We start from the raw sequence: 20,838 nt of genomic DNA on the forward strand, positions 1-20,838 counted from the left end.
TACACATCCTTTCAGTCTTCTTCCGAAGATTTTCTTATCATTCTACTGAAAGTTTTGCTGAATATCAGCATATTGCATCTTTATTTTTTTTGATAATCAACTGAAATTAAATTACTTTCAGGATATCAATCATTTTTTGAAATTCCTGATTTTGGCAAAATTCCTCCACTCTTCCAAATGGATACTTTTCGGCATACTGAGTATTTCCGTGGGACTTTATCCCCTGCTCTATTTTGTGATCGACCGGAATTTTGGCCTTCTTTCTTCCAAGACCCAGTTACTGCTTACCGACTTCACCTGGAATTTTGCTTTTTACGGACATATCATTTTAGGAGGTATCGCCCTGTTAATTGGCTGGATGCAATTTCATTCCCGTCTTCGGAAAAACCGCCCGAGAATTCATCGGAATATTGGCCGAGTCTACCTGCTGGCGGTGTTAATAAGTGGCAGCTGCGGTTTATATATTGCGCAATTTGCGACCGGTGGAGTTTCCAACCAGATCGCATTCAGTCTCAGCGCGCTCATTTGGCTAACGACCAGTATGCTGGCTTTTACCGCTATCAGAAAGCATCACATCAGAAAACACCAGGAGTGGATGATCTATAGTTATGCCATCTGCTTTTCCGCCGTGACCCTCAGGATCTGGCTACCCCTACTCATCATCGTTTTTGGAGAATTCCCCAAAGCATACCTTATGGTAGGCTGGCTCAGTTGGGTTCCAAATTTACTGGTTGCCTATTTATTCATTCTTCGGTTGCGTAGAAAAGAACAACAACCGGGAATGGCCGCATGAATTGAATTTCCAGTATTTCAGCCATTCCACAGGCCCGAAACTTTTCCTACTTCGTTCTATATTCTATCTTTAAGCAAAAATTATAAGAATCCCATGAAACCGATTTTTTCGCTGCTGATCTGTGCTTTGTTACTTGCTGGCTGCTCTCAAAAACCTAAATACCAGGATCCTGATATCGATTTTCCTGCCCTTCAGAAAGATTTTGTAACCTGGCTTCAGTACGATATTTCACATATAGACCTTTCGGCCAATTTTATCGCACTGGATGAAAATGCTGAAGAAATCAGTAAAAGGCAATTTCTGAATAAACTGAATGAAGGAAGTTACTTTCCGGTAAAGATGATTTCCGAAGAAACCAAAAGAGTTTACCGGCTGCAGCGCATCATTCCGAACGCTCCGGTAAGCATTGGCAATACCGTACAATCCCAGGCACAGGATGAACAGCGCAATTATCGCCTTGTGGAAAACGACTATCCTGATTTCAAATACACCGATATTGACGGAAATACCTATACAAAAAATGATCTTCTGGGTAAGGTGATCGTATTTAAATTCTGGTTCATTCATTGCCTTCCCTGCGTGAAAGAAATACCAGAAATGAATCGGCTGGTAGAAAAGTATCGCGATGAAAATGTTATTTTTCTGAGCCTGGCATTTGATGAGGAAGAAGAACTTCGGAATTTTCTGAGCGAAAGAACGTATAACTACCGGGCGATTGCTGTTTCCAAAGATTACATTTCCGATACTTTAAAGGTTGACAGGTTTCCTACGCACATGATCGTGGATACCAAAGGAAAAATTTGGTCGGTGATCAATGATACCGAGCATCTTTCTAAAAGACTGGAAGACATTCTGCGGGAATGATAAAAAGGAATGTCCATACTTATTGAAAATTTTTGTTTAACTTTTTAACTGAATAGATAAACAATTTAACATATCCTGTATAAATTCTACGTAATTAATATTTAGATTTGTTTAGCTATTCATTGAAGTTATGGAACATATTAAACAAAGTTTCAGCATTAAAGACCTGGAACACCTCAGTGGCGTGAAAGCCCATACCATTCGCATTTGGGAAAAACGCTATGACATTCTCAATCCTGACCGTACCGAGACCAATATTCGCACTTACGATGGCAAGAACCTTCAAAAGCTGCTGAATATTTCCTTTTTGAACGAACATGGTTACAAGATTTCCCGCATTTCGAAGATGAGCGATCAGGAGATCATAAGTCTGGTAAAACGCATTACGGCTTCTTCCAGTGAAGAAAACCGATCCAAGAACGCTTTTAAGGTCTCTATGCTTAATTTCGATGAAAAGCTATTTCACGAAACTTATAATAAATTGAGTGCGACCCGGGAATTTCGGGATATCTTTCATGATGTTTTCCTGCCTTTGCTAGAGGAGATCGGGCTGCTGTGGCAAACAGATACAATCAAACCTATTCACGAGCATTATATCGTGGAACTGATCAAACAAAAAATTTATCTCAATATCGCCGAACTGAAGACCTCTCAAGAGCTTAATTCTGAAAAACTATATGTTTTGTTCCTGCCTGATAATGAGATCCATGATATTGGAATTCTTTATCTGAACTACGAGATTCTCTCCCGCGGAAAGAACGCTATTTATCTTGGCCCAAGCCTCCCGCTTAACAATATGGACTATCTTTTGAAAATCCATAACAACCTCGCTTTCGTAAGTTATCTTACCGTATCGCCGGTCAATACCAATGTAACCGACTTTATTGCGGAATTCCAGGAAACGCTCAACCAGGAGAAATCCTTTCCGCTGCACCTGCTCGGTGCCCGGACCCGTGACCTGGAAAATGTGGAACTGGACAAGAATGTGAGAATTTACGCCGATATTGAAGATTTTATAAACACGCTCGATTAAACTACATGCCTAAAACAATCAACATCATCGGTTCTGGATTTTCAGCGCTTTCCGCGAGCTGCTATCTGGCCCAGGCCGGTTATGAAGTTCATATTTTTGAAAAAAACGATACGGTTGGAGGCCGTGCCCGGCAGTATAAAAAAGACGGGTTTACTTTTGATATTGGTCCAACCTGGTACTGGATGCCAGATGTTTTCGAACGTTTTTTCCAGGACTTCGGAAAAAGTGCTGCTGATTTTTACCAATTGGAAAAACTGGATCCTGCTTACGAAGTCTATTTTGGAAAAGATGATTCCGTGGTTATTCCTGCCGGACTCGAAAATATCTATCAAAGTTTTGAAACTGTTGAAACAGGAAGTTCTGAAAAGCTTCGGGAATTCATCACCAAAGCACGGGATAATTACGACATCGCCATCAAGGACCTGGTCTACCGGCCGGGAGTTTCGCCCCTCGAACTGGTCACTCCTGCAACGATCACGAGGCTTGGACGTTTTTTCACCAATATCAGTTCTGATGTTGGAAAAGATTTCAGAAATGACAAATTACGCCAGATACTGGAATTCCCCGTGTTATTTCTCGGCGCTAAACCTTCAGACACTCCGGCATTTTACAGCTTTATGAACTATGCCGATTTCGGGCTTGGTACCTGGCACCCTAAAGGCGGAATGTATTCCGTGATCGAGGGTATTCAGCAATTAGCCGAATCACTGGGAGTGCACTTCCATCTGAACAGCCCCGTTAACCAGGTTATTTTGAAAAATAATAAAGCCTGCGGCGTGATCGTTGGCGGAAAAGAATATCATTCAGACATTGTTTTGAGCGGCGCAGATTATCACCATTCCGAAGAACTACTTCCGAAGAAATTTAGGCAGTATTCCGAAGCTTACTGGGACAAAAAAACCTTCGCCCCGTCCAGCCTGCTATTTTACGTGGGTTTTGACAAAAAACTTCAGAATGTGTCACATCATACCCTCTTCTTTGATTCTGATTTTCAGGAACACGCAAAGGATATATATGACCATCCAAAGTGGCCGGAAAACCCGCTTTTTTATGCTAGTTTTCCATCACTTACAGATGACAGCTGCGCTCCGGAAGGTAAAGAGGCAGGCATTTTCCTGATTCCTTTAGCACCAGACCTGGAAGACACAGAAGAATTAAGAAATTATTATTTTAAGCTCATTATTCGGCGGTTTGAGCAATTAACCGGCCAAAAAGTCGAAAATAATGTTATTTTTAAGAAATCCTTTTGCGTTAACGACTTCAAAGAAGCCTATAATTCGTATAAAGGAAATGCATACGGAATGGCCAACACCCTCTTCCAGACTGCTTTCTTACGACCAAAAATAAAAAGTAAAAGAGTTAACCAGCTTTACTTTACCGGGCAGTTAACCGTGCCCGGCCCCGGTGTCCCTCCTTCCCTGATTTCAGGAAAACTGGCCGCCGGACTGATTGAAAAAAATGAAAAAAATTGATATGAAAGCGATCTTTGACGAGGTCTCAAGAAGTTGCAGCCAGACGGTGACCAATTCCTATAGCACCTCTTTCTCCCTTGCTACCAAAATGCTTGCCCCTTCCATAAGGCAGGATATTTACAACATTTACGGTTTTGTTCGTCTGGCCGATGAAATTGTGGATACTTTCCATGATTATGATAAAGAGCAGCTTTTTGACGATTTTGAGGAAGACCTGCACCAGGCGATTGACAATAAGATAAGCCTGAACCCCATTTTAAACGCCTTTCAGGAAACCGTGCACAAATACCAAATTTCCGAAGATCTCTATATTTCTTTTATGGAAAGTATGCGTCTGGACCTTCACAAAACCACGTATCTCAGCGTCGAGGAATACAATAAATACATTTACGGAAGTGCTGATGTTGTAGGTTTAATGTGCCTCAAAGTATTTGTAAAAGGTGACAGCCAGAAATATCAAAAACTCAAGCAGGCCGCCATGAGCCTGGGATCTGCCTTTCAAAAGGTAAATTTCCTCCGGGATCTTAAAGCCGATTACGAAGACCTCAGCCGCAGTTATTTCCCAAATGTGGATCTTGCAGAACTTGACGAAGTGAACAAAACCAATATCATTGAAGAAATTGAGAATGATTTTCATCTTGGCCTGAAAGGTATCGCAGAATTACCGGTCGAAGCCAAATTTGGTGTCTACACCGCTTATATTTACTATCGACGACTGCTTCAAAAACTGAAAAAGGTTCCCTCGCTGGAAATCAGGAAACGTCGTATCCGGGTGCCGAATTACGAGAAAGCAGGATTGCTGGCAAAGTCGTATCTTTCCTATCGCTTAAACCTCATATAAAAACTCAGAATAATGAATACAGTTTTATGGATCGTAGTATTTCTGGGAACTTTTCTCATCATGGAAGGGATGGCATGGTTTACACATAAATATATCATGCACGGTTTTCTCTGGAAACTGCACCAGGATCATCATAAAAAAGATCACAGCAGCTGGTGGGAACGCAACGATTTGTTCTTCGTTTTTTACGCACTGGTGAGCATTGGCTGCTTCCTCGGCTGGAAATATGCCGGTTTCTGGTTAGGCCTGCCAATTGGCCTGGGAATCCTTGCATACGGGATCACTTATTTTACCGTTCATGATATTTTCATCCACCAGCGGTTCAAGATCTTCCGAAATGCCAATAATCGCTACGCAAAAGGCATCAGGAGAGCACATAAAATGCATCACAAACACCTGGGGAAAGATGACGGAGAATGTTTCGGGATGCTGTTGGTGCCGTTCAAGTACTTCAAAAAATAATCATTCCCTATGCTAACGCCAGATTATTTCTACGTGATAGTGGGCGGTGGTCTGGCCGGGCTGCAACTGGCTGCGGAAATTTCTCAGGACGTTTTTTTTAAAGGAAAGAAAATTGCCGTTGTAGAACCTTCTGAAAAACTTCGGAATGACAAAACCTGGTGTTATTGGGAAAATGGCGGTGCCAAATGGGACGATATCGTTCACCATAAGTGGGCCTATACTTATTTCAATACTCCGGAAATTTCAGAAAAATTTGATCTTGGGCCATATCGCTACAAAATGGTACGCTCCATTGATTTTTACGAGAAGATCAAAGACCTGCTCCAGGATTCACCCGATGTATTTTTTATCAATGATGAAATTGAAAAAATAGACCTGGTCACGCGCACGGCCATCGGAAAAAACAAAACCTATACGGCGACGCATTTTTTCGATAGTCGGTTGCACGAAGCCTACAAAACTTCCGATCGCACGAGCCTGATCTACCAACATTTTAAAGGTTTACTTATTGAAACGGAGAAAGCAGTTTTTGATCCGGAAGCCTTTACAATGATGGATTACCGCATTTCCTACCAGAATAAAACCTGTTTCACATACGTTCTTCCTTTTTCTGAAAAAAAAGCACTGGTAGAATTCACTTTTTTCACCCCAGACATGAGCGGAAGTGAAGAATATGACGAATTGCTCGAGCAATATCTTCGGAAGGTGCTGTTATTGAAAGAATGGCAAGTGCTAGAAACTGAAAAAGGCGTTATTCCCATGACCGATTATCCTTTTGAAAAGGAAAACAGCGCTTATCTCACCAAGATCGGGACGGCTGGTGGCTGGGTGAAAGCCTCTTCCGGTTATTCCTTTAAAAATACCGAGAAAAAAATCCAAAAGTTGATCGAGAATATTAAAAGTGGTTACCATCCCGGGAAAGACCTGATCAATAAAAAATTCAGAAAATTCGATGCGATTTTCCTGGATGTATTGATGCGACGGAACGATCTTGGAAAAGGCCTTTTTCAGAAGTTATATACCAAGAATGAGATCACGGATATTTTCAGGTTTTTGGATGAAGAAACCACCGCTTCAGAAAACCGGAACATTATGTTTTCGATGTACCACCGGGAATTTTTAAAATCTTTTTTCAGGAAATTGTAATTACTCGGCGAGTAAACCGTCCAGCGTTTTCCGGAATTTATCACTATTCCAGTCGGCAGAACCCACTTTTTCCACCACGATCTGCCCTTTTTTATTCAGGACATAAGTAGTTGGGAGCGTGCGCCCGTCCATTGGTGCAGGTGCCTGGCTGAGCATTTTAAAACTTGGAAGATCAAAACGTTTGCGCTTCATGAAATTATCAACAGTTTCATGCTCCTCGTTAGACACGAACAGGAAACGCACCTTGTTGCCATAATCCTCGTGTAGCTCCTGGAATGAGGGCATTTCGGCCAAACAAGGGGGGCACCAGGTCGCCCAGAAATTCACCACGATTACTTCGCCTTTGAACTGATTGAAATCGACCCGCTTTCCATTCACATCTTCCAGCGCCCAGTTGTAGCTGGCGATCGTTTCACGCTCTTCTTCATCGGTCACAGAAGGTGCGAAACTAATAAGTTTATTTACGAATATCTGAATAGGTTTGCGAGTGGAAGGAATGATCAGCGCCAAAATGATCACGATAAAAATAATATTGCTCCACTGATTCTTCAAGAGTTTCATAAGCCTTTTTTTAGTGCTGCAAAGTTACGGGAAGTGCATAAAAAAACTCCCGTTTTCACGGGAGTTTCAGTATCAATTTTCAGCAGAAATTATGCTGCATTTTGTTTTTTGATAAGGTTCAGTGCAGAACCATGCTTGTACCACTCGATTTGTGGCGCATTATAAGTGTGGTTCGCTTTGATCGTATCCTTACTACCATCAGCATGAACGATCTCGATCGTCAATGGTGTATCTGGCGCAAAGTTCTCCAAATCAATAAAGTTAAAGGTATCATCTTCCTGAATCAAATCGTAATCATCTTCATTGGCGAAAGTAAGACCCAACATTCCCTGTTTCTTCAGGTTTGTTTCATGAATACGGGCGAAAGATTTAACCAATACTACTTTTACCCCAAGGTGTCTCGGCTCCATCGCCGCGTGCTCTCTGGAAGATCCTTCTCCGTAGTTGTGATCTCCAACCACTACTGTTGGAATACCTTTAGCCTTGTATTCTCTCTGAACGGCCGGCACTCCGTCATATTCACCAGTGATCTGGCTTTTTACGAAGTTGGTTTTCTTGTTATAAGCGTTCACCGCACCGATCAAACAGTTATTGGAAATATTATCCAGGTGACCACGATATCTTAACCATGGACCAGCCATAGAAATATGATCAGTAGTACATTTACCCCATGCTTTGATCAATAGTTTTGCACCCATCAGGTTTTTACCATCCCATGGCTCAAATGGAGTAAGCAGTTGCAAACGTTCGCTATCTGAAGCTACTTTTACCTCTACATCGCTACCATCTTCTTTTGGCTCCACATATCCAGGATCCTCTACTGCAAAACCTTTGGTTGGCAATTCGATACCTTTTGGCTCATCCAACATCACTTCTTCCCCATCCTCGTTGATCAATTTATCACGTGTGGGATCAAAATCCAGTCTACCCGAAATTGCAATTGCAGCAACCATTTCAGGAGATCCTACGAAAGCATGCGTATTTGGGTTACCATCGGCACGTTTAGAGAAGTTACGGTTGAAAGAGTGAACGATCGTGTTCTTCTCTTCCCCTTTGCGGTCACTACGATCCCACTGACCAATACATGGCCCGCAGGCGTTTGTAAACACGGTAGCTTCCAGGTCTTCAAAAATCTGAAGAAGGCCATCTCTTTCCGCAGTAAAACGAATTTGCTCAGAACCAGGATTGATACCGAAATCTGATTTCGCTTTGATCTTTTTATCTACAGCCTGTTTTGCAATCGAAGCAGCTCTGGTCAAATCTTCATAAGAAGAGTTGGTACAGGAGCCGATTAATCCCCAATCCACATTGATTGGCCAGTCATTTTCTTTTGCTTTTTCACCCATTTCAGAAATTGGCGTTGCCAAATCCGGAGTAAAAGGACCGTTAAGGTGAGGTTTCAATTCTGAAAGGTTGATTTCGATTAATTCATCAAAATACTGCTCAGGATTTGCATACACCTCATCATCACCGGTCAGGTGCTCACGAACGGCATTTGCAGCATCAGCCACATCAGCACGGTTCGTTGCGCGCAGGTAACGTTCCATAGAATCGTCATAACCAAAAGTTGAAGTCGTTGCTCCAACCTCAGCTCCCATATTACAAATGGTACCTTTACCAGTACAAGACATCGATCTGGCTCCTTCCCCGAAATATTCAATTATTGCTCCGGTACCACCTTTCACGGTAAGAATACCAGCAACTTTAAGGATCACATCTTTTGGTGCAGTCCATCCGGAAAGTGATCCGGTTAATTTCACACCAATCAATTTTGGGAATTTCAGTTCCCAAGGCATTCCTGCCATCACGTCTACAGCATCTGCTCCACCAACACCAATAGCTACCATACCAAGACCACCGGCGTTTACCGTGTGAGAATCAGTACCAATCATCATACCTCCCGGGAATGCATAGTTTTCAAGAACTACCTGGTGAATAATACCTGCACCCGGCTTCCAGAAACCAATTCCGTATTTATTAGATACTGATTCCAGAAAATCAAAAACCTCACTACTGCTCTTATTGGCCGCCTGAAGGTCGATGGCCGCACCCATTTTAGCCTGGATCAGGTGATCACAATGCACAGTTGTTGGTACTGCTACCTTTTTCTTCCCAGCCTGCATGAACTGAAGCAAAGCCATTTGCGCAGTCGCATCCTGGCAGGCAATCCTGTCTGGCGCGAATTCTACGTAATCTTTACCTCTTTTGAAGGCTTCTTTTGCTTCCCCATCCCAAAGGTGAGAATAAAGAATTTTTTCTGAAAGTGTCAATGGTTTACCCACAACCTCGCGCGCTTTATTTACACGATCGGCCATGTGGCTATAAACCTGCTTGATCATATCAATATCGTATGCCATATTCCTGTATAAATTTTTATTCTAAAGTCTCGCAAAATTAAGAATTTATGCTCGTATTTGAAAATTGAAAGTGTTTATGAAGTATAGATGAAAATAATCTCAGAAAAATCAGTATTTCAACTAAAAAATTTATCAAATATCAAAAAATATCGATCAGATTAAGAATTTGATAATTTTGAGCAGGATAAATTGTGGAAATAGTTTCTTCGGAATTGCTTTTAGCGAAAAAAACTTTTGAAAGGAAAGAAATTTAAGCCCGAAAAGAGGCATTCTCATGCGATCTCGCCAAAACTGAAAAAATTGGCAAGTCTTCGGAATATTTTTAAAATGGAATTTTACTAAAAAAGTTCCCTGATGATATGTTCTTCGGAAATTCCTTCGGCTTCAGCCTTGTAATTTTTAATGATACGGTGTCGCAAAATCCCGAAGGCTACGGCACGCACATTTTCAATATCTGGGGAAAACTTTCCATTGATCACAGCATGAGTTTTTGCGGCCAGAATCAGGTTTTGGGAGGCTCTTGGTCCTGCTCCCCAGTCTAAATAATTGCGGACGAGTTCCGGGGAATCTTTGTGGGGCCGGGTTTTCCCAACCAGCCGCACCGCGTACTCTACGACATTATCAGGGACCGGGATACGCCTGATCACCTGCTGAATTTCAGAAATTTCAGCCGCATTGAAGAGTTTTCGCACTTCCGCAGTCTGATCAGTAGTGGTATTTTTCACTACCGCAACTTCTTCCTCAAAACTTGGATAATCCAGGGTGATCGCAAACATGAACCGATCCAGCTGTGCCTCTGGTAAGGGATAGGTTCCTTCCTGCTCAATGGGGTTTTGGGTTGCCAGCACAAAATAGGGCTGATCCAGTTTATAATGATGGCCGGCCACTGTTACGGCGCGTTCCTGCATGGCTTCCAGCAGGGCAGCCTGTGTTTTTGGCGGCGTTCTGTTAATCTCGTCAGCAAGAAGAATATTGGTGAAAACCGGACCTTTGATAAATTTAAAATTTCGGTTCTCATCCAGGATTTCGGCACCAAGGATGTCACTCGGCATTAGATCTGGTGTGAACTGAATTCTTTTAAAGTCCAACCCTAAGGTTTTGGCAATGGTATTGACCATTAGTGTCTTTGCCAGCCCTGGAACACCAATCAGCAAGGAGTGTCCTCCTGAAAAAATAGAGATCAGGATTTCATTCACCACCGCATCCTGCCCCACAATGACCCTGGAAATCTCATTTCTGAGCTCCTGATGCCGGGAAACCAGTTTTTCTACCAGAGCCACATCACTCATGATTACTGATTTTTATCTTTTACCCATTCGCTGGTATATTCGCAATCACGGTATTTCCCGTTCACCTTGATATAGGTATCGTTGATCTTCTCTTTCTGCCACTCTTCGATTCGCTTTAATTGCTTGTCTTTAAGCGCCAGGTCTTTGATCTTCTGATAATCGGTAGCATAATCGGCCGCGTGCTCCGGAATTTTTTTAGTCACTTTAATGATCTTGAACTGAGGTCTTCCTGTCCTGGTTTGCTGTCTCAAAACCTGGGAAATCTCTCCTTCTTCCAAACCTTCCACCTGCTGGAAAAGTTCCGGATCCATTTTCGTTAGTTCAAAACGGGTATCACTGGTTCGCGGATTGATTAATTTCCCTCCTTCATTTCTGGTCTCCTCTTCGTCTGAAACTTCTCTCGCTGCGTCTGCAAAATCCAGCTCGCCATCTACGATCTTTTTACGCACGGTATCGATCTCCTTGCGAGCAGCTTCCACTGAAGCATTGGTCACATCAGGAATGAGCAGGATATGCCTTAGGTCTACCGTTTGACCGCGAATATCATCGATCTTGATAATATGGTACCCGAAGATGGTTTCGAAAGGTTCACTCACCTCGCCTTCCTGTAAACTAAAGGCCACATCTTTAAACTCTTTTACGAACTGGTCTTTACGGGTCATGGTGATCTTTCCACCGCCCGGAGCCGTCCCCGGATCATCTGAGTACAATACCGCTTTGGTTGCAAAGCTCGCTCCATTGTCTTCCACATCTGCCTTGAATTCATTGAGCCTGTCGATGACTTTTTGTCTTTCTTCTTCCGGCACTTCCGGTTCGATAACGATTTGTGAAAGTTCTACTTCGGTACCAAATACCGGCTTCTCTTCCATATTATCGTAATATTGTTTGACCTCTTCCGGAGTAATGGTCACGTCTTCAATGATCTTTTGCTGCATGCGCTGGGCAAGCTGGCGTTGCTTGGTTAGTTCGAAGAGTTCCGTGCGCAGTTCTTCCTCACTGTCTTTGTTATAGAATTGCAGCAGGCGATCCATCGATCCTGCCTGTTGCAAAAACCCCTGGATGGTCTGTTCCACAATACCCTCTACCTGCGCGTCTGTCACAATGATACTGTCCTGGATGGCCTGGTGGGCATATAATTTATTTTCCATCAGCGAACCGGCCAGATTACAATCGGTAACCTGAGCAGTAGAAATCCCCTGGCTCTGCATATCCTTATACATCAGGTCTATATCGCTGTCAAGGATGATAAACTGCCCAACCACGGCGGCGATACCATCTACCTTACGTCGCTGTTTTCCCTTTTCTACTACGGTATCTTTTACTACCTGTTCGTTCATTGGGATGGAACTACTATCAGTCACCACCACTTCCTGCGCGTACGATCCTAAACAGGTCAAAAGCCCAATACTTAAAAGGCTGTATTTAATTGTAGATTTCAAATTCATTATTTTCAATTGCATCTTTTGTAATATCTTTCTCAAGTTCTTTGATCAGGTTCTGTTTACGCTTGTTCAGCAATATTTCCCTGATCGTAGGCTTCGCGTATTCCAGCGGTGCCTGGTCATTTCTGGTAAGCACATCATTCACGTAAACAAGATAGGTGTTTAGCGAATCACTTAACTGCATAAAATTAGACTTTTTCAGCAAGGTCTGCCTGTCATCTGCAGAAAGCGGTCCAATTTTATCGTAAACCGATTTGGTTTTGACCCAAACCGAGTCGTTCATCGAGTAATTCCGGAACTGTATGGCCATATTTGCCAGATCTGCCTGGTCATCTTCATTGAATCTTCGGAATTTCTGAATGATCTCATCCAGGTTGTTCGTCTCATTCGGAAGGTTGATATACCTCAACTTTACCAGGTCTTCGTTCAGGATGAAATTTTCCTTGTTCGCCTCGTAATACTCGGCAATTTCCGTATTGTTCAGCGTCGTGTCCAGATCTCTTGAAACCAGCGCATCAGTATACGCATTGGTATAAAGCTCATTCCGGTAGTTCGCCACCAGGTCGTTGAACTCCTGTTGCTGCTGCTCCGGAAGATTCAGTTTGGCGCGGTCTATCAACAATTGTTGCGTCGCCCACCGGGTGATATAACTCGAAACGATCACCGCACTGTCCTGCGGCGAAGTATCCTCATTCAGCAGTTTACTGATGTCGTCTTTATACAGATAGGAATCGTTTACCCGAACTACCGGTTCCCGATCTTCTGATTTTTCAAAATACTGGCAACTGGTCACCAGCACCAACATAAGTCCAAAAATTGCTCTAAGACAGTGTCTCAAAATCTAAAAGTTTAAACAGCTGCTCTACAGTCTAATTGCATTCCAACTGCCTATCGCGCAAAAATAAGAATACTTTAAGGTTCTGCAAGCTAATTGCCTTAACGAAAATGAATTATTAAAAATTATAATTTAAAGGCTTATTTTTCTGTAGTTTAACTTTAGCAGTTTCAAAACCAGCTCACTATGAAATACCAGCAACAAATAATCGTGAGAATTCCGCGGAAGGAATTTATCGACAAGTTCTCAGACCCTGAAAATTTCCCGCTCTGGCAGCGAGGTTTCCTCTCATTTAACCAAATTTCAGGAGAACTGGGATCTGAAGGCTCTACAAACATGCTGAAATATCGCATGAACAACCGCAAGATCGAAATGACTGAAACGGTCTTACGGAACGAACTGCCGGAAGCATTTTCAGCAACCTACGAGGCAAAAGGCGTGTACAATATTCAGCATAACTATTTTCGGGAAATCAATGGAAATACCGAATGGACTTCAGAAAGTGAATTCCAATTCAGCGGAATGATGAAAATAATCGGTGCGCTCATGCCGGGCGCTTTTAAAAAACAATCCTCCCAGTTTATGAAAGATTTCAAGGCTTTCGCAGAAGATGGAACCAGGGTTCCGAAAGAAGGATAGTCCATTTTTCAGAAATTTTGAAGCTATATTCTCTTCAGGCTCTTATATTTGCGAAAAATCAATTAAAAAATGAAAAAAGCAAGTTTAGCCGTAGTATTTCTTTTTGTAAGCTTGGCGACGTTCGCCCAGAGTAAAATAGGCACCATAGACGCCGAATATATCCTCTCGCAAATGCCAGAGACCGCCGACCTGAACAAGCAGCTGGAAGAGTATAACCAGCAGTTGCAGGGCGACCTTCAAGGCAATATTACTGATTATGAGGCACTGGTAAAAGATTACCAGGCGACCAATGACACGCTGAGCGAAACTGCTTTGAAAGAAAAGCAGGGTAAACTCATGGAACTGGAAAACGATATCAAAGGTTTCCGTCAGAAAGCAGGTGTGATGATCCAGATGAAGCGCAACGAACTAACCGGGCCGCTTTACGAAAAGATCGATGCTGCCATGAAACAGGTGATCCAGCAGGAAGGATATACGCAGATCTTTCACGCCAGCGCCAGCGGACTCGCTTTTTCACGGGTAGAAGATGATATTACGGAAAAAGTGATGGATATTTTGGGAATCGAAGCGAAAGCTCCGCAAACCAATCCGAACACCGTTGTAAAAGACGACTCGGGAAAATAATTTTCCGAAAAACAACTCATTAAAAAAGCCGGTTTCAAAACCGGCTTTTTTAGTATCTATATATATTATTGAATTACCTGCTGTAATTAGGAGATTCCTTGGTAATGGTCACATCGTGCGGGTGACTTTCGTGAACCCCGGCGGCGGTGATCTTCACAAACCGCCCGTTTTCCTTAAGCGTTTCCACATCTTTCGCACCACAGTAGCCCATACCGGCTTTCAAACCACCTACGAACTGGTGAATACTTTCTTCCAGGTCACCTTTGTAAGGCACGCGACCAACGATACCTTCCGGAACCAGTTTCTTGATATCATCTTCCACATCCTGGAAATAACGATCTTTAGAACCTTTCTGCATTGCTTCAACAGAGCCCATCCCGCGGTAAGACTTGAATTTTCTTCCTTCGTAAATAATGGTTTCTCCGGGTGATTCCTTTGTTCCGGCGAGCAACGAACCCAGCATCACACAATCGGCACCTGCTGCGATCGCCTTTGGAATATCTCCCGTGTAACGAATACCACCATCGGCAATTACCGGCACACCAGAACCTTTGATAGCCGCAGCCACTTCCAGAACCGCAGAAAATTGCGGAACTCCCACTCCGGCTACCACTCTTGTTGTACAAATGGAACCTGGACCAATTCCTACTTTCACGGCATCAGCTCCAGCTTCCACCAAATATTTTGCAGCTTCCGCAGTAGCGATATTCCCAACGACCACTTCCAGGTCCTTAAATTTTTTCTTTACTTCTTTCAGCACATGAACCACTCCTTTAGTATGCCCGTGTGCCGTATCAATGATCACGGCATCTACGCCAGCATTTACAAGGGCTTCCACACGATCTACCGCGTCACCGGTCACTCCAACCGCTGCGGCAACACGAAGTCTTCCGTAGGAATCCTTGTTCGCCATCGGCTTTTGGGTAAGTTTCGTAATATCCCGGAAGGTGATGAGACCAACCAGTTTATCTTCTTTGTTGACGACCGGTAGTTTTTCAATTTTATTCTCCTGAAGGATATCTTCGGCATCTTCCAGCGAAGTTCCTTCAGAAACCGTTACCAGGTTATCAGAAGTCATTACTTCGGCGATCGGCCTGTTGTTATTTTTTTCGAAACGTAGATCTCGATTGGTCACGATGCCCAGCAGCCTGCCTTCTTCATCCACGATCGGGATCCCGCCAATGCTATGCTCCTTCATGGAAGCCTTGGCATCTTTCACAGTAGCAGAAATTGGCAGCGTCACCGGGTCGATGATCATGCCGCTTTCGGCACGTTTCACCTTTCGTACCTTCAGCGCCTGTTGTTCAATCGTCATGTTTTTATGGAGCACACCTATCCCTCCTTCCCTGGCCATGGCAATAGCCATGCGCGATTCAGTAACGGTATCCATCGCAGCCGATACGATCGGGACATTAATTGGAATGTTACGTGTAAATTTGGAGGTGATGCTAACTTCCCTGGGAAGTACTTCAGAAAATGCCGGGACGAGCAAAACGTCGTCGTAAGTAAGGCCTTCTCCTAAGATTTTGGATTCGTGTGCGGTCATTGCAATTAAGAATTAATTGCATGCAAATGTACAAATTAAAATCGGGAATATTTTACCTTAACTTTAAGCCTTTCTTAGAAATCCAAATTTTTAAAATTCTATGACGATTGAAATTTGCTGCGGAAACCTGGAATCGGCCATTAATGCTGAAGCCGCAGGAGCAGATCGCATTGAGCTTTGTGCCGAACTGGCTGTGGGCGGAATCACTCCATCTTATGGCCTCATTGCTGAAGTTGTGAAACAACTTAGTATTCCCGTATTTGTGCTCATCAGGCCAAGAAGTGGTGATTTCACCTATTCTGATGCGGAATTTGAAGCGATGAAAAAAGATATACAAATCTGTCAAAAACTGGGATGCAGCGGGATTGTTTCCGGTATCCTACTGGAGAATTCTGAAATTGACATTCCCCGAACCGAAGAACTTATCCGTGCAAGCAAGCCTTTAGCCTTCACATTCCACCGCGCATTCGACTGGGTTCCAGACCCGCTTCAGTCCCTTCTGCAACTGGAAAAAATGGGCGCTAACAGGGTTTTGACTTCCGGTCAGCAGCCTAAAGCTTCACAAGGATTGAACCTGCTGAAGGAACTAAAAAATTCAGCAGAAAAAATTACGATTTTGCCCGGCGCGGGAATTACCGCTGAAAATGCGGGCCTTTTTAAAAATGCCGGTTTTAATGAAATTCATAGCACCGCCACGCAGATTCAATCACAGATTTTCAATAAAAACGTTCCCATGAATAGTTTGAAACATCTGGCTGAAGAACAACGAGCTGTTTCAAATTTGCAGCAAATAAAGGCTCTCATCGCAAGCTGCAAAACCTAATTTATATTGTTTCTGAAGCTTTTCTGTCGTACTTTCAGAAGGCTAAAATTTTAGTTATGAGTATCAGACTTGGAAACAGCTGCATGAATTGCGAGAAATTCGACAAAAATTTTTGCCGGCAGCACGATGTATCAGTAGGTCACCAGCACACCTGCGACAGCTTTCATATGAGAGAAGTGATCAAAAACGAACCAAATTGCCTGAATTGCCAGCGATATCAGGGTCCAACCTGCGCGAATCCGCAAAAGGCCGCCCCGGGAATGCTTTGCAATCACTGGGCTCCAACAGCTTCCGCTTAAGCTACAGTTTAAACTGGAGCGTGGTATACCAGGTCAGCGGCTGCGCGGGAATAATTCCCGGGCCGGGATAACCTGTGGCCCTTCGTGTGAAATAGCTATTATTTAGTAAATTATTGATCCCGCTTTCCAGCCTGAAACGTTTCCAGCTGTAAGAGGCCGAAAGATCCATAATTCCATAGGCCGGGATACTCCCTTCAATTCCCCGTACCCGGTCATCACGATCCTGGGGAGCATTAGTGGCATCGGTATACTGTTTTGACAAATAAGAATACTGGAGACCAGCGATAAAATTCTTATAACCAAAATTTACGCCCGTCTTCAAATTCACCGCGGGAATGAATTCCACCTGATTTCCTTCCACATTATTGGCCTCTGAACGGATGTATTCCGATTTGGTAAATGCCGAATTCAGGAACAGGTTTAACTGATAATCTTCCAGCTGCGGAAACAGGCTGTTCTTCACATTCCATTCAGCAAATGTTTCCAAACCATAAATAAATGCATCCCCGATATTCCCTCGAAAACGGATCAATCTTCCGGTTTCTTCCAGTTCTCCCTGGGCATTCACCCGTTCCTCTTCCTTCAGAATTTCACCAATACGATCCTGGTATTTCAAACCAAAGATGCTGGCGTCATAAGATAAAAAATCACCCAAACGACCGCGAATCCCAAGGTCTGCTGTAAAGCCTTTTTCATCGCTGATGTTCGGATCTACCTGGTAACTCGGGTTCACCACTCGAATGTCATTGAAGGTCACCGACCGGTAATTCTGGGAAAAGTTCGCGTAAAATTCATTGGAGGCATTTAGATTATAACTACTGCCCACTCCCAGGAGCACAAAACTCCTTTCAAAATCCTGATTTTCCTCTACAGTTTCATCCAGCAAAGCATTTCCCGCCAGGTCCAGCACGATATTTTTATAATTCCCGTTGGCCTCGGTATTGATATATTCCACTCGGATACCCGGGGTGATCGAGAACTCGTTGGTAATATTGAAAATATTTTCCCCGAAGAATGCCAGGTTTTGATTCGGAAATTCGAAGACAGACTGCCGCTGGTAATTTGGATATTCCTGATTGTAAAAACTGAAATCAGGTCCCATTCCGTCGCTTCCCGGTCCCTGTTGCTGGTTGTTGTTAGCCTGGTAATATTTGGAACCAAAAAGCAATACCGATTCTTCCCCGAAAAGCTGGTACCGGGTGAGAATCCGTGCCTCAGCACCCCAGTTATTGAAATCATCTACCAGCAGTTCCCGTGGCCCGCCCGGGTCTACGATAGAAACCCTGTTTTCACGAAAACCCAGCGCTTTTCTGGACGCGTCCAGGCCAAAAATATTCAGGCTGAACTCGGTATTTTCAGATAGCTGCTGCTCCAGTTTCAACGCAAAAAGATTCCAGTTCACATCAAACCAGTTGCGTTCCCGGTTGCTGTAATCGGGATTTTCGTAGAACTGATAATCAGTTAATCCGCCAGGTTGCTGAGCCAGGTAATCTAAAAAGGTATATTCAAAGCTGATCTTGGTCTTATCGCTAACCTGCCAGCCAAGATGTGCAAAGGCGTTATGGGAATCGTATTCGGAATTCGGCCTAAAACCTTTTCCTCCTTTATAATTATAGTATGTGTAATAACTGAAATCTCCCAAGGTCCCGCTCAGACTATTGAAACTCGTGAAAAGATCGTAGGATCCAACCGACTGTCTTGTTAGAAATTCAATCTTTTTATCTGATGGCTGGTGAAATTTGAAGTTGAGCAGCCCTCCGAACTGTGTTCCATATTGCAGGGAAGCCGCGCCGCGAACCACCTGGATCTCTTCCAGCGCTTCAGCCGGGGGCGTATAATAGCTTTCGGGATATCCCAGCACATCTGCGGAAATATCGTAACCATTTTGCCTGGTATTAAAATTCTGGGTTCGGTTGGGATCCAGCCCACGACCACCGATATTCAGCTGGATTCCAGCATCCCCATTATCATAAATATTCAGCCCCACGACCTGACTATAAATTTGTCGGGCCTTATTGGCCGCCTTATTCCCGGAAACCTTATCCATCAGTACCACTTCACTCTTCTTCCCGGCGTAAATGGCCGTTCCTTCCACTTTCCGCAGTTTTCGAAGGGCAAAAAGTTGCTCTTTTCTCGCGTTGAGAACCACTTCGGAAAGACTTTCTGCCAGCGGTGACAGCCTGAAATCTACCTGCACATTTTGGCTGAGATCCAACTGTTTTTCAGCGATCTGATATTCATACCCGAATGCGACCAGTGTATAAGCTCCTGGCTTCAGGTTGGTCATTTGGTAATTTCCGGCAGCATCGGTCAAAACCACCTTTCCCAGGGTTTTATTCCAGACTTCCGCACTTTCGACCGGCAGCCCGGTTTCCGCAGAAGTTACTTTTCCGCTGATACTGAATTGCGCAAAAAGCGAAAATGAACTTAGAAAAAGTATACTAAAGACCTTTAATTTCATCATTAAATGGTAAAATGAATGTTTTGTGTTCGAACGAGTCGGCGAAATTAAGCAAATTTACGTCGGGCGAAATATATGGCGCACTCTTTCTGCCGTTTAGCGCCACGTAATTTTCCACGTAAACTTCAATGTTCTGATGCCCGTCTTTGGCAAAATGCCTGGCCAGATAATGGGCATATTCCAGTATGAAATCTGGCTGAAAGCTCATTTGTTTCTCCTGAAAGGGCGTCAGAAAATCAGAATTATCCACATAAAATCTTTTTCCGGTTTTGCCATCCACGATCTTGAATTGGGCGTAACCGGCCTTCTCCATCAGCATCACGCGCCAGGAAAACCGAAAACCTTCTTCTGTCCAGAACAATTCGCCGGGATATAACAGGTATCGCCACGGAAATAGCAATTGAATCATAAAAAAAACGGCAACTATTCCTCTAAAAATCTTCCGCTTTTGAGGCTTCGGAAAATACAGCCGGCCTGTATCAAAAATTGGTTTTTTAATTCCGAATACATTCGAAAACCACTGAAGCAGCCGATGGTGAAATTGCGGACTAAAGAAGATCAATGCGCTCACGATCATGATGTACGGAAACATGCCGATTGGGAACAACACTCGCGTGAGAACGTGAAAAATGACGACCATGGCGAAGGCCAAAATCCGAGTGCGCTTCCAAAGCAATAAAAACGGAATAAAAAGATCGTAGAGCATCCCGCTCCAGCTGAAGGCATAATGCACCCATTCCTGCTGCATCAGGTCCCCGAGAAAAGGCAAATCATACTTCGACGGAAGCCAGATCTTGAGTGGCATGGCACGAAAAAGCCAGTCTGAATTAAGCTTTGCCAAGCCGGCGTAGAAATAAACGATCCCCAGCATCAGTTTGATGGCATCTACACACCATCGTGGGATCTTCTGAAACCTTGAACGGGCATTTCTCCACGCATCGACTGAGAAATAATTTCCGGCAGGAAGAAAGATCATCAGGAAGCTCAGCACACTAATGAAATAATAATGATTCAGGTAAGTGGTTTTATCCATCAGCTCGATATAGGTAAAACTGAGGAAAAACGTGATGATCGCCAGTCGGTATTTAAATCCGGCAGCCACCAGCAATGCTGCGAGGCCGCAAATGGCAAAGATCACGTAGGTAAAATTGCCCAGCGGTTTGACCCATGCAAAGCCGTAATAGGAAAAATGAAATTTTGGGAGCAGGTATAATTTTTCGATCCAGCCATTGAGCCAGAAACGCAGGATACTCACAAACATCATGATACCGAATAACAAACGAAAAACCGCCAAAGGGGCGGCTTCCGTGTAGGAATTCAGATATTTGGAGATCTTTGAATTCATTGAAAA

19 protein-coding genes are annotated in these 20,838 nt (G+C 43.6%); 11 read left to right on the forward strand and 8 right to left on the reverse strand.

Annotated elements, in window-relative coordinates; all coding sequences use genetic code 11:
- The first annotated feature begins 151 nt into the window (after nt 1–151).
- The 7 genes from GRFL_RS02340 to GRFL_RS02370 all read left to right on the forward strand — a co-directional run bounded on the left by GRFL_RS02340 (nt 152) and on the right by GRFL_RS02370 (nt 6,611).
- On the forward strand, nt 152–793 hold the full coding sequence (locus GRFL_RS02340) for a DUF2306 domain-containing protein (RefSeq protein ID WP_083645925.1): 642 nt from the start codon (nt 152–154) through the stop codon (nt 791–793).
- Nucleotides 794–886: 93 nt separating this feature from the next.
- The gene (locus GRFL_RS02345; protein ID WP_083643104.1) at nt 887–1,657 is read left to right on the forward strand and encodes a TlpA family protein disulfide reductase; all 771 of its coding nucleotides are present in this window, start codon (nt 887–889) and stop codon (nt 1,655–1,657) included.
- A gap of 130 nt (nt 1,658–1,787) precedes the next feature.
- Entirely contained in the window at nt 1,788–2,690 is a 903-nt protein-coding gene (locus GRFL_RS02350; RefSeq protein WP_083643106.1) for a MerR family transcriptional regulator, read from the forward strand.
- A gap of 5 nt (nt 2,691–2,695) precedes the next feature.
- The gene (locus tag GRFL_RS02355; RefSeq protein WP_083643107.1) at nt 2,696–4,162 is read left to right on the forward strand and encodes a phytoene desaturase family protein; all 1,467 of its coding nucleotides are present in this window, start codon (nt 2,696–2,698) and stop codon (nt 4,160–4,162) included.
- 1 nt (nt 4,163) lies between these two features.
- Complete coding sequence (locus GRFL_RS02360; RefSeq protein WP_083645926.1) at nt 4,164–5,003, forward strand: phytoene/squalene synthase family protein; 840 nt, start codon at nt 4,164–4,166, stop codon at nt 5,001–5,003.
- A 12-nt stretch (nt 5,004–5,015) separates the two neighbouring features.
- Nucleotides 5,016–5,465, forward strand: a complete 450-nt coding sequence (locus GRFL_RS02365; RefSeq protein ID WP_083643109.1) for a sterol desaturase family protein — start codon at nt 5,016–5,018, stop codon at nt 5,463–5,465.
- Between the two features lie 9 nt (nt 5,466–5,474).
- Nucleotides 5,475–6,611, forward strand: coding sequence for a lycopene cyclase family protein (locus tag GRFL_RS02370; RefSeq protein WP_083643110.1), 1,137 nt, complete (start codon nt 5,475–5,477; stop codon nt 6,609–6,611).
- Here GRFL_RS02370 and GRFL_RS02375 read toward each other — a convergent pair whose 3' ends face one another.
- From GRFL_RS02375 to GRFL_RS02395, 5 genes are all read right to left on the reverse strand, one after another.
- Entirely contained in the window at nt 6,612–7,172 is a 561-nt protein-coding gene (locus tag GRFL_RS02375) for a TlpA family protein disulfide reductase (protein WP_083643112.1), read from the reverse strand.
- A gap of 89 nt (nt 7,173–7,261) precedes the next feature.
- Nucleotides 7,262–9,529, reverse strand: a complete 2,268-nt coding sequence (locus tag GRFL_RS02380; protein ID WP_083643113.1) for an aconitate hydratase — start codon at nt 9,527–9,529, stop codon at nt 7,262–7,264.
- A 338-nt stretch (nt 9,530–9,867) separates the two neighbouring features.
- Nucleotides 9,868–10,818, reverse strand: coding sequence for an AAA family ATPase (locus tag GRFL_RS02385; RefSeq protein WP_083643114.1), 951 nt, complete (start codon nt 10,816–10,818; stop codon nt 9,868–9,870).
- A 2-nt stretch (nt 10,819–10,820) separates the two neighbouring features.
- Nucleotides 10,821–12,278 carry a peptidylprolyl isomerase gene (locus GRFL_RS02390; protein ID WP_083643115.1) on the reverse strand — a complete coding sequence of 486 codons (1,458 nt, stop codon included), beginning with the start codon at nt 12,276–12,278 and terminating at the stop codon, nt 10,821–10,823.
- Nucleotides 12,241–13,098, reverse strand: coding sequence for a peptidyl-prolyl cis-trans isomerase (locus tag GRFL_RS02395; RefSeq protein WP_236995865.1), 858 nt, complete (start codon nt 13,096–13,098; stop codon nt 12,241–12,243). The genes GRFL_RS02390 and GRFL_RS02395 overlap by 38 nt, the downstream gene beginning before the upstream one ends.
- Nucleotides 13,099–13,281: 183 nt before the next feature.
- Between GRFL_RS02395 and GRFL_RS02400 the strand changes: the two genes are divergently transcribed.
- Both GRFL_RS02400 and GRFL_RS02405 read left to right on the forward strand, forming a co-directional pair.
- Nucleotides 13,282–13,734, forward strand: a complete 453-nt coding sequence (locus GRFL_RS02400) for an SRPBCC family protein (protein ID WP_083643117.1) — start codon at nt 13,282–13,284, stop codon at nt 13,732–13,734.
- 69 nt (nt 13,735–13,803) lie between these two features.
- Nucleotides 13,804–14,358, forward strand: a complete 555-nt coding sequence (locus tag GRFL_RS02405; protein ID WP_083643118.1) for an OmpH/Skp family outer membrane protein — start codon at nt 13,804–13,806, stop codon at nt 14,356–14,358.
- A gap of 73 nt (nt 14,359–14,431) precedes the next feature.
- On the opposite strand, the gene guaB is transcribed toward GRFL_RS02405, so the two are convergent.
- Complete coding sequence (guaB, locus tag GRFL_RS02410; protein ID WP_083643119.1) at nt 14,432–15,904, reverse strand: IMP dehydrogenase; 1,473 nt, start codon at nt 15,902–15,904, stop codon at nt 14,432–14,434.
- Nucleotides 15,905–16,004: 100 nt separating this feature from the next.
- Between guaB and GRFL_RS02415 the strand changes: the two genes are divergently transcribed.
- Together GRFL_RS02415 and GRFL_RS02420 are read left to right on the forward strand one after the other, a co-directional pair.
- The gene (locus GRFL_RS02415) at nt 16,005–16,727 is read left to right on the forward strand and encodes a copper homeostasis protein CutC (RefSeq protein WP_083643120.1); all 723 of its coding nucleotides are present in this window, start codon (nt 16,005–16,007) and stop codon (nt 16,725–16,727) included.
- A gap of 56 nt (nt 16,728–16,783) precedes the next feature.
- A complete protein-coding gene (locus tag GRFL_RS02420) occupies nt 16,784–17,026 on the forward strand; it encodes a hypothetical protein (RefSeq protein WP_083643121.1) in 243 nt (80 codons plus the stop codon).
- Nucleotide 17,027: 1 nt separating this feature from the next.
- Here the strand turns inward: GRFL_RS02420 and GRFL_RS02425 are convergent, their stop codons facing one another.
- Both GRFL_RS02425 and GRFL_RS02430 read right to left on the reverse strand, forming a co-directional pair.
- Complete coding sequence (locus tag GRFL_RS02425) at nt 17,028–19,487, reverse strand: TonB-dependent receptor (RefSeq protein WP_083645927.1); 2,460 nt, start codon at nt 19,485–19,487, stop codon at nt 17,028–17,030.
- Nucleotides 19,468–20,832 (reverse strand): HTTM domain-containing protein, encoded by a 1,365-nt coding sequence (locus tag GRFL_RS02430; RefSeq protein ID WP_083643122.1) that lies wholly within the window; start codon nt 20,830–20,832, stop codon nt 19,468–19,470. Before GRFL_RS02430 ends, GRFL_RS02425 begins: the two co-directional genes overlap by 20 nt.
- Between the last annotated feature and the right edge of the window lie 6 nt (nt 20,833–20,838).

It is taken from the genome of Christiangramia flava JLT2011 (genome assembly GCF_001951155.1).
In the GTDB taxonomy this organism is placed as follows: Bacteria; Bacteroidota; Bacteroidia; order Flavobacteriales; family Flavobacteriaceae; genus Christiangramia; species Christiangramia flava.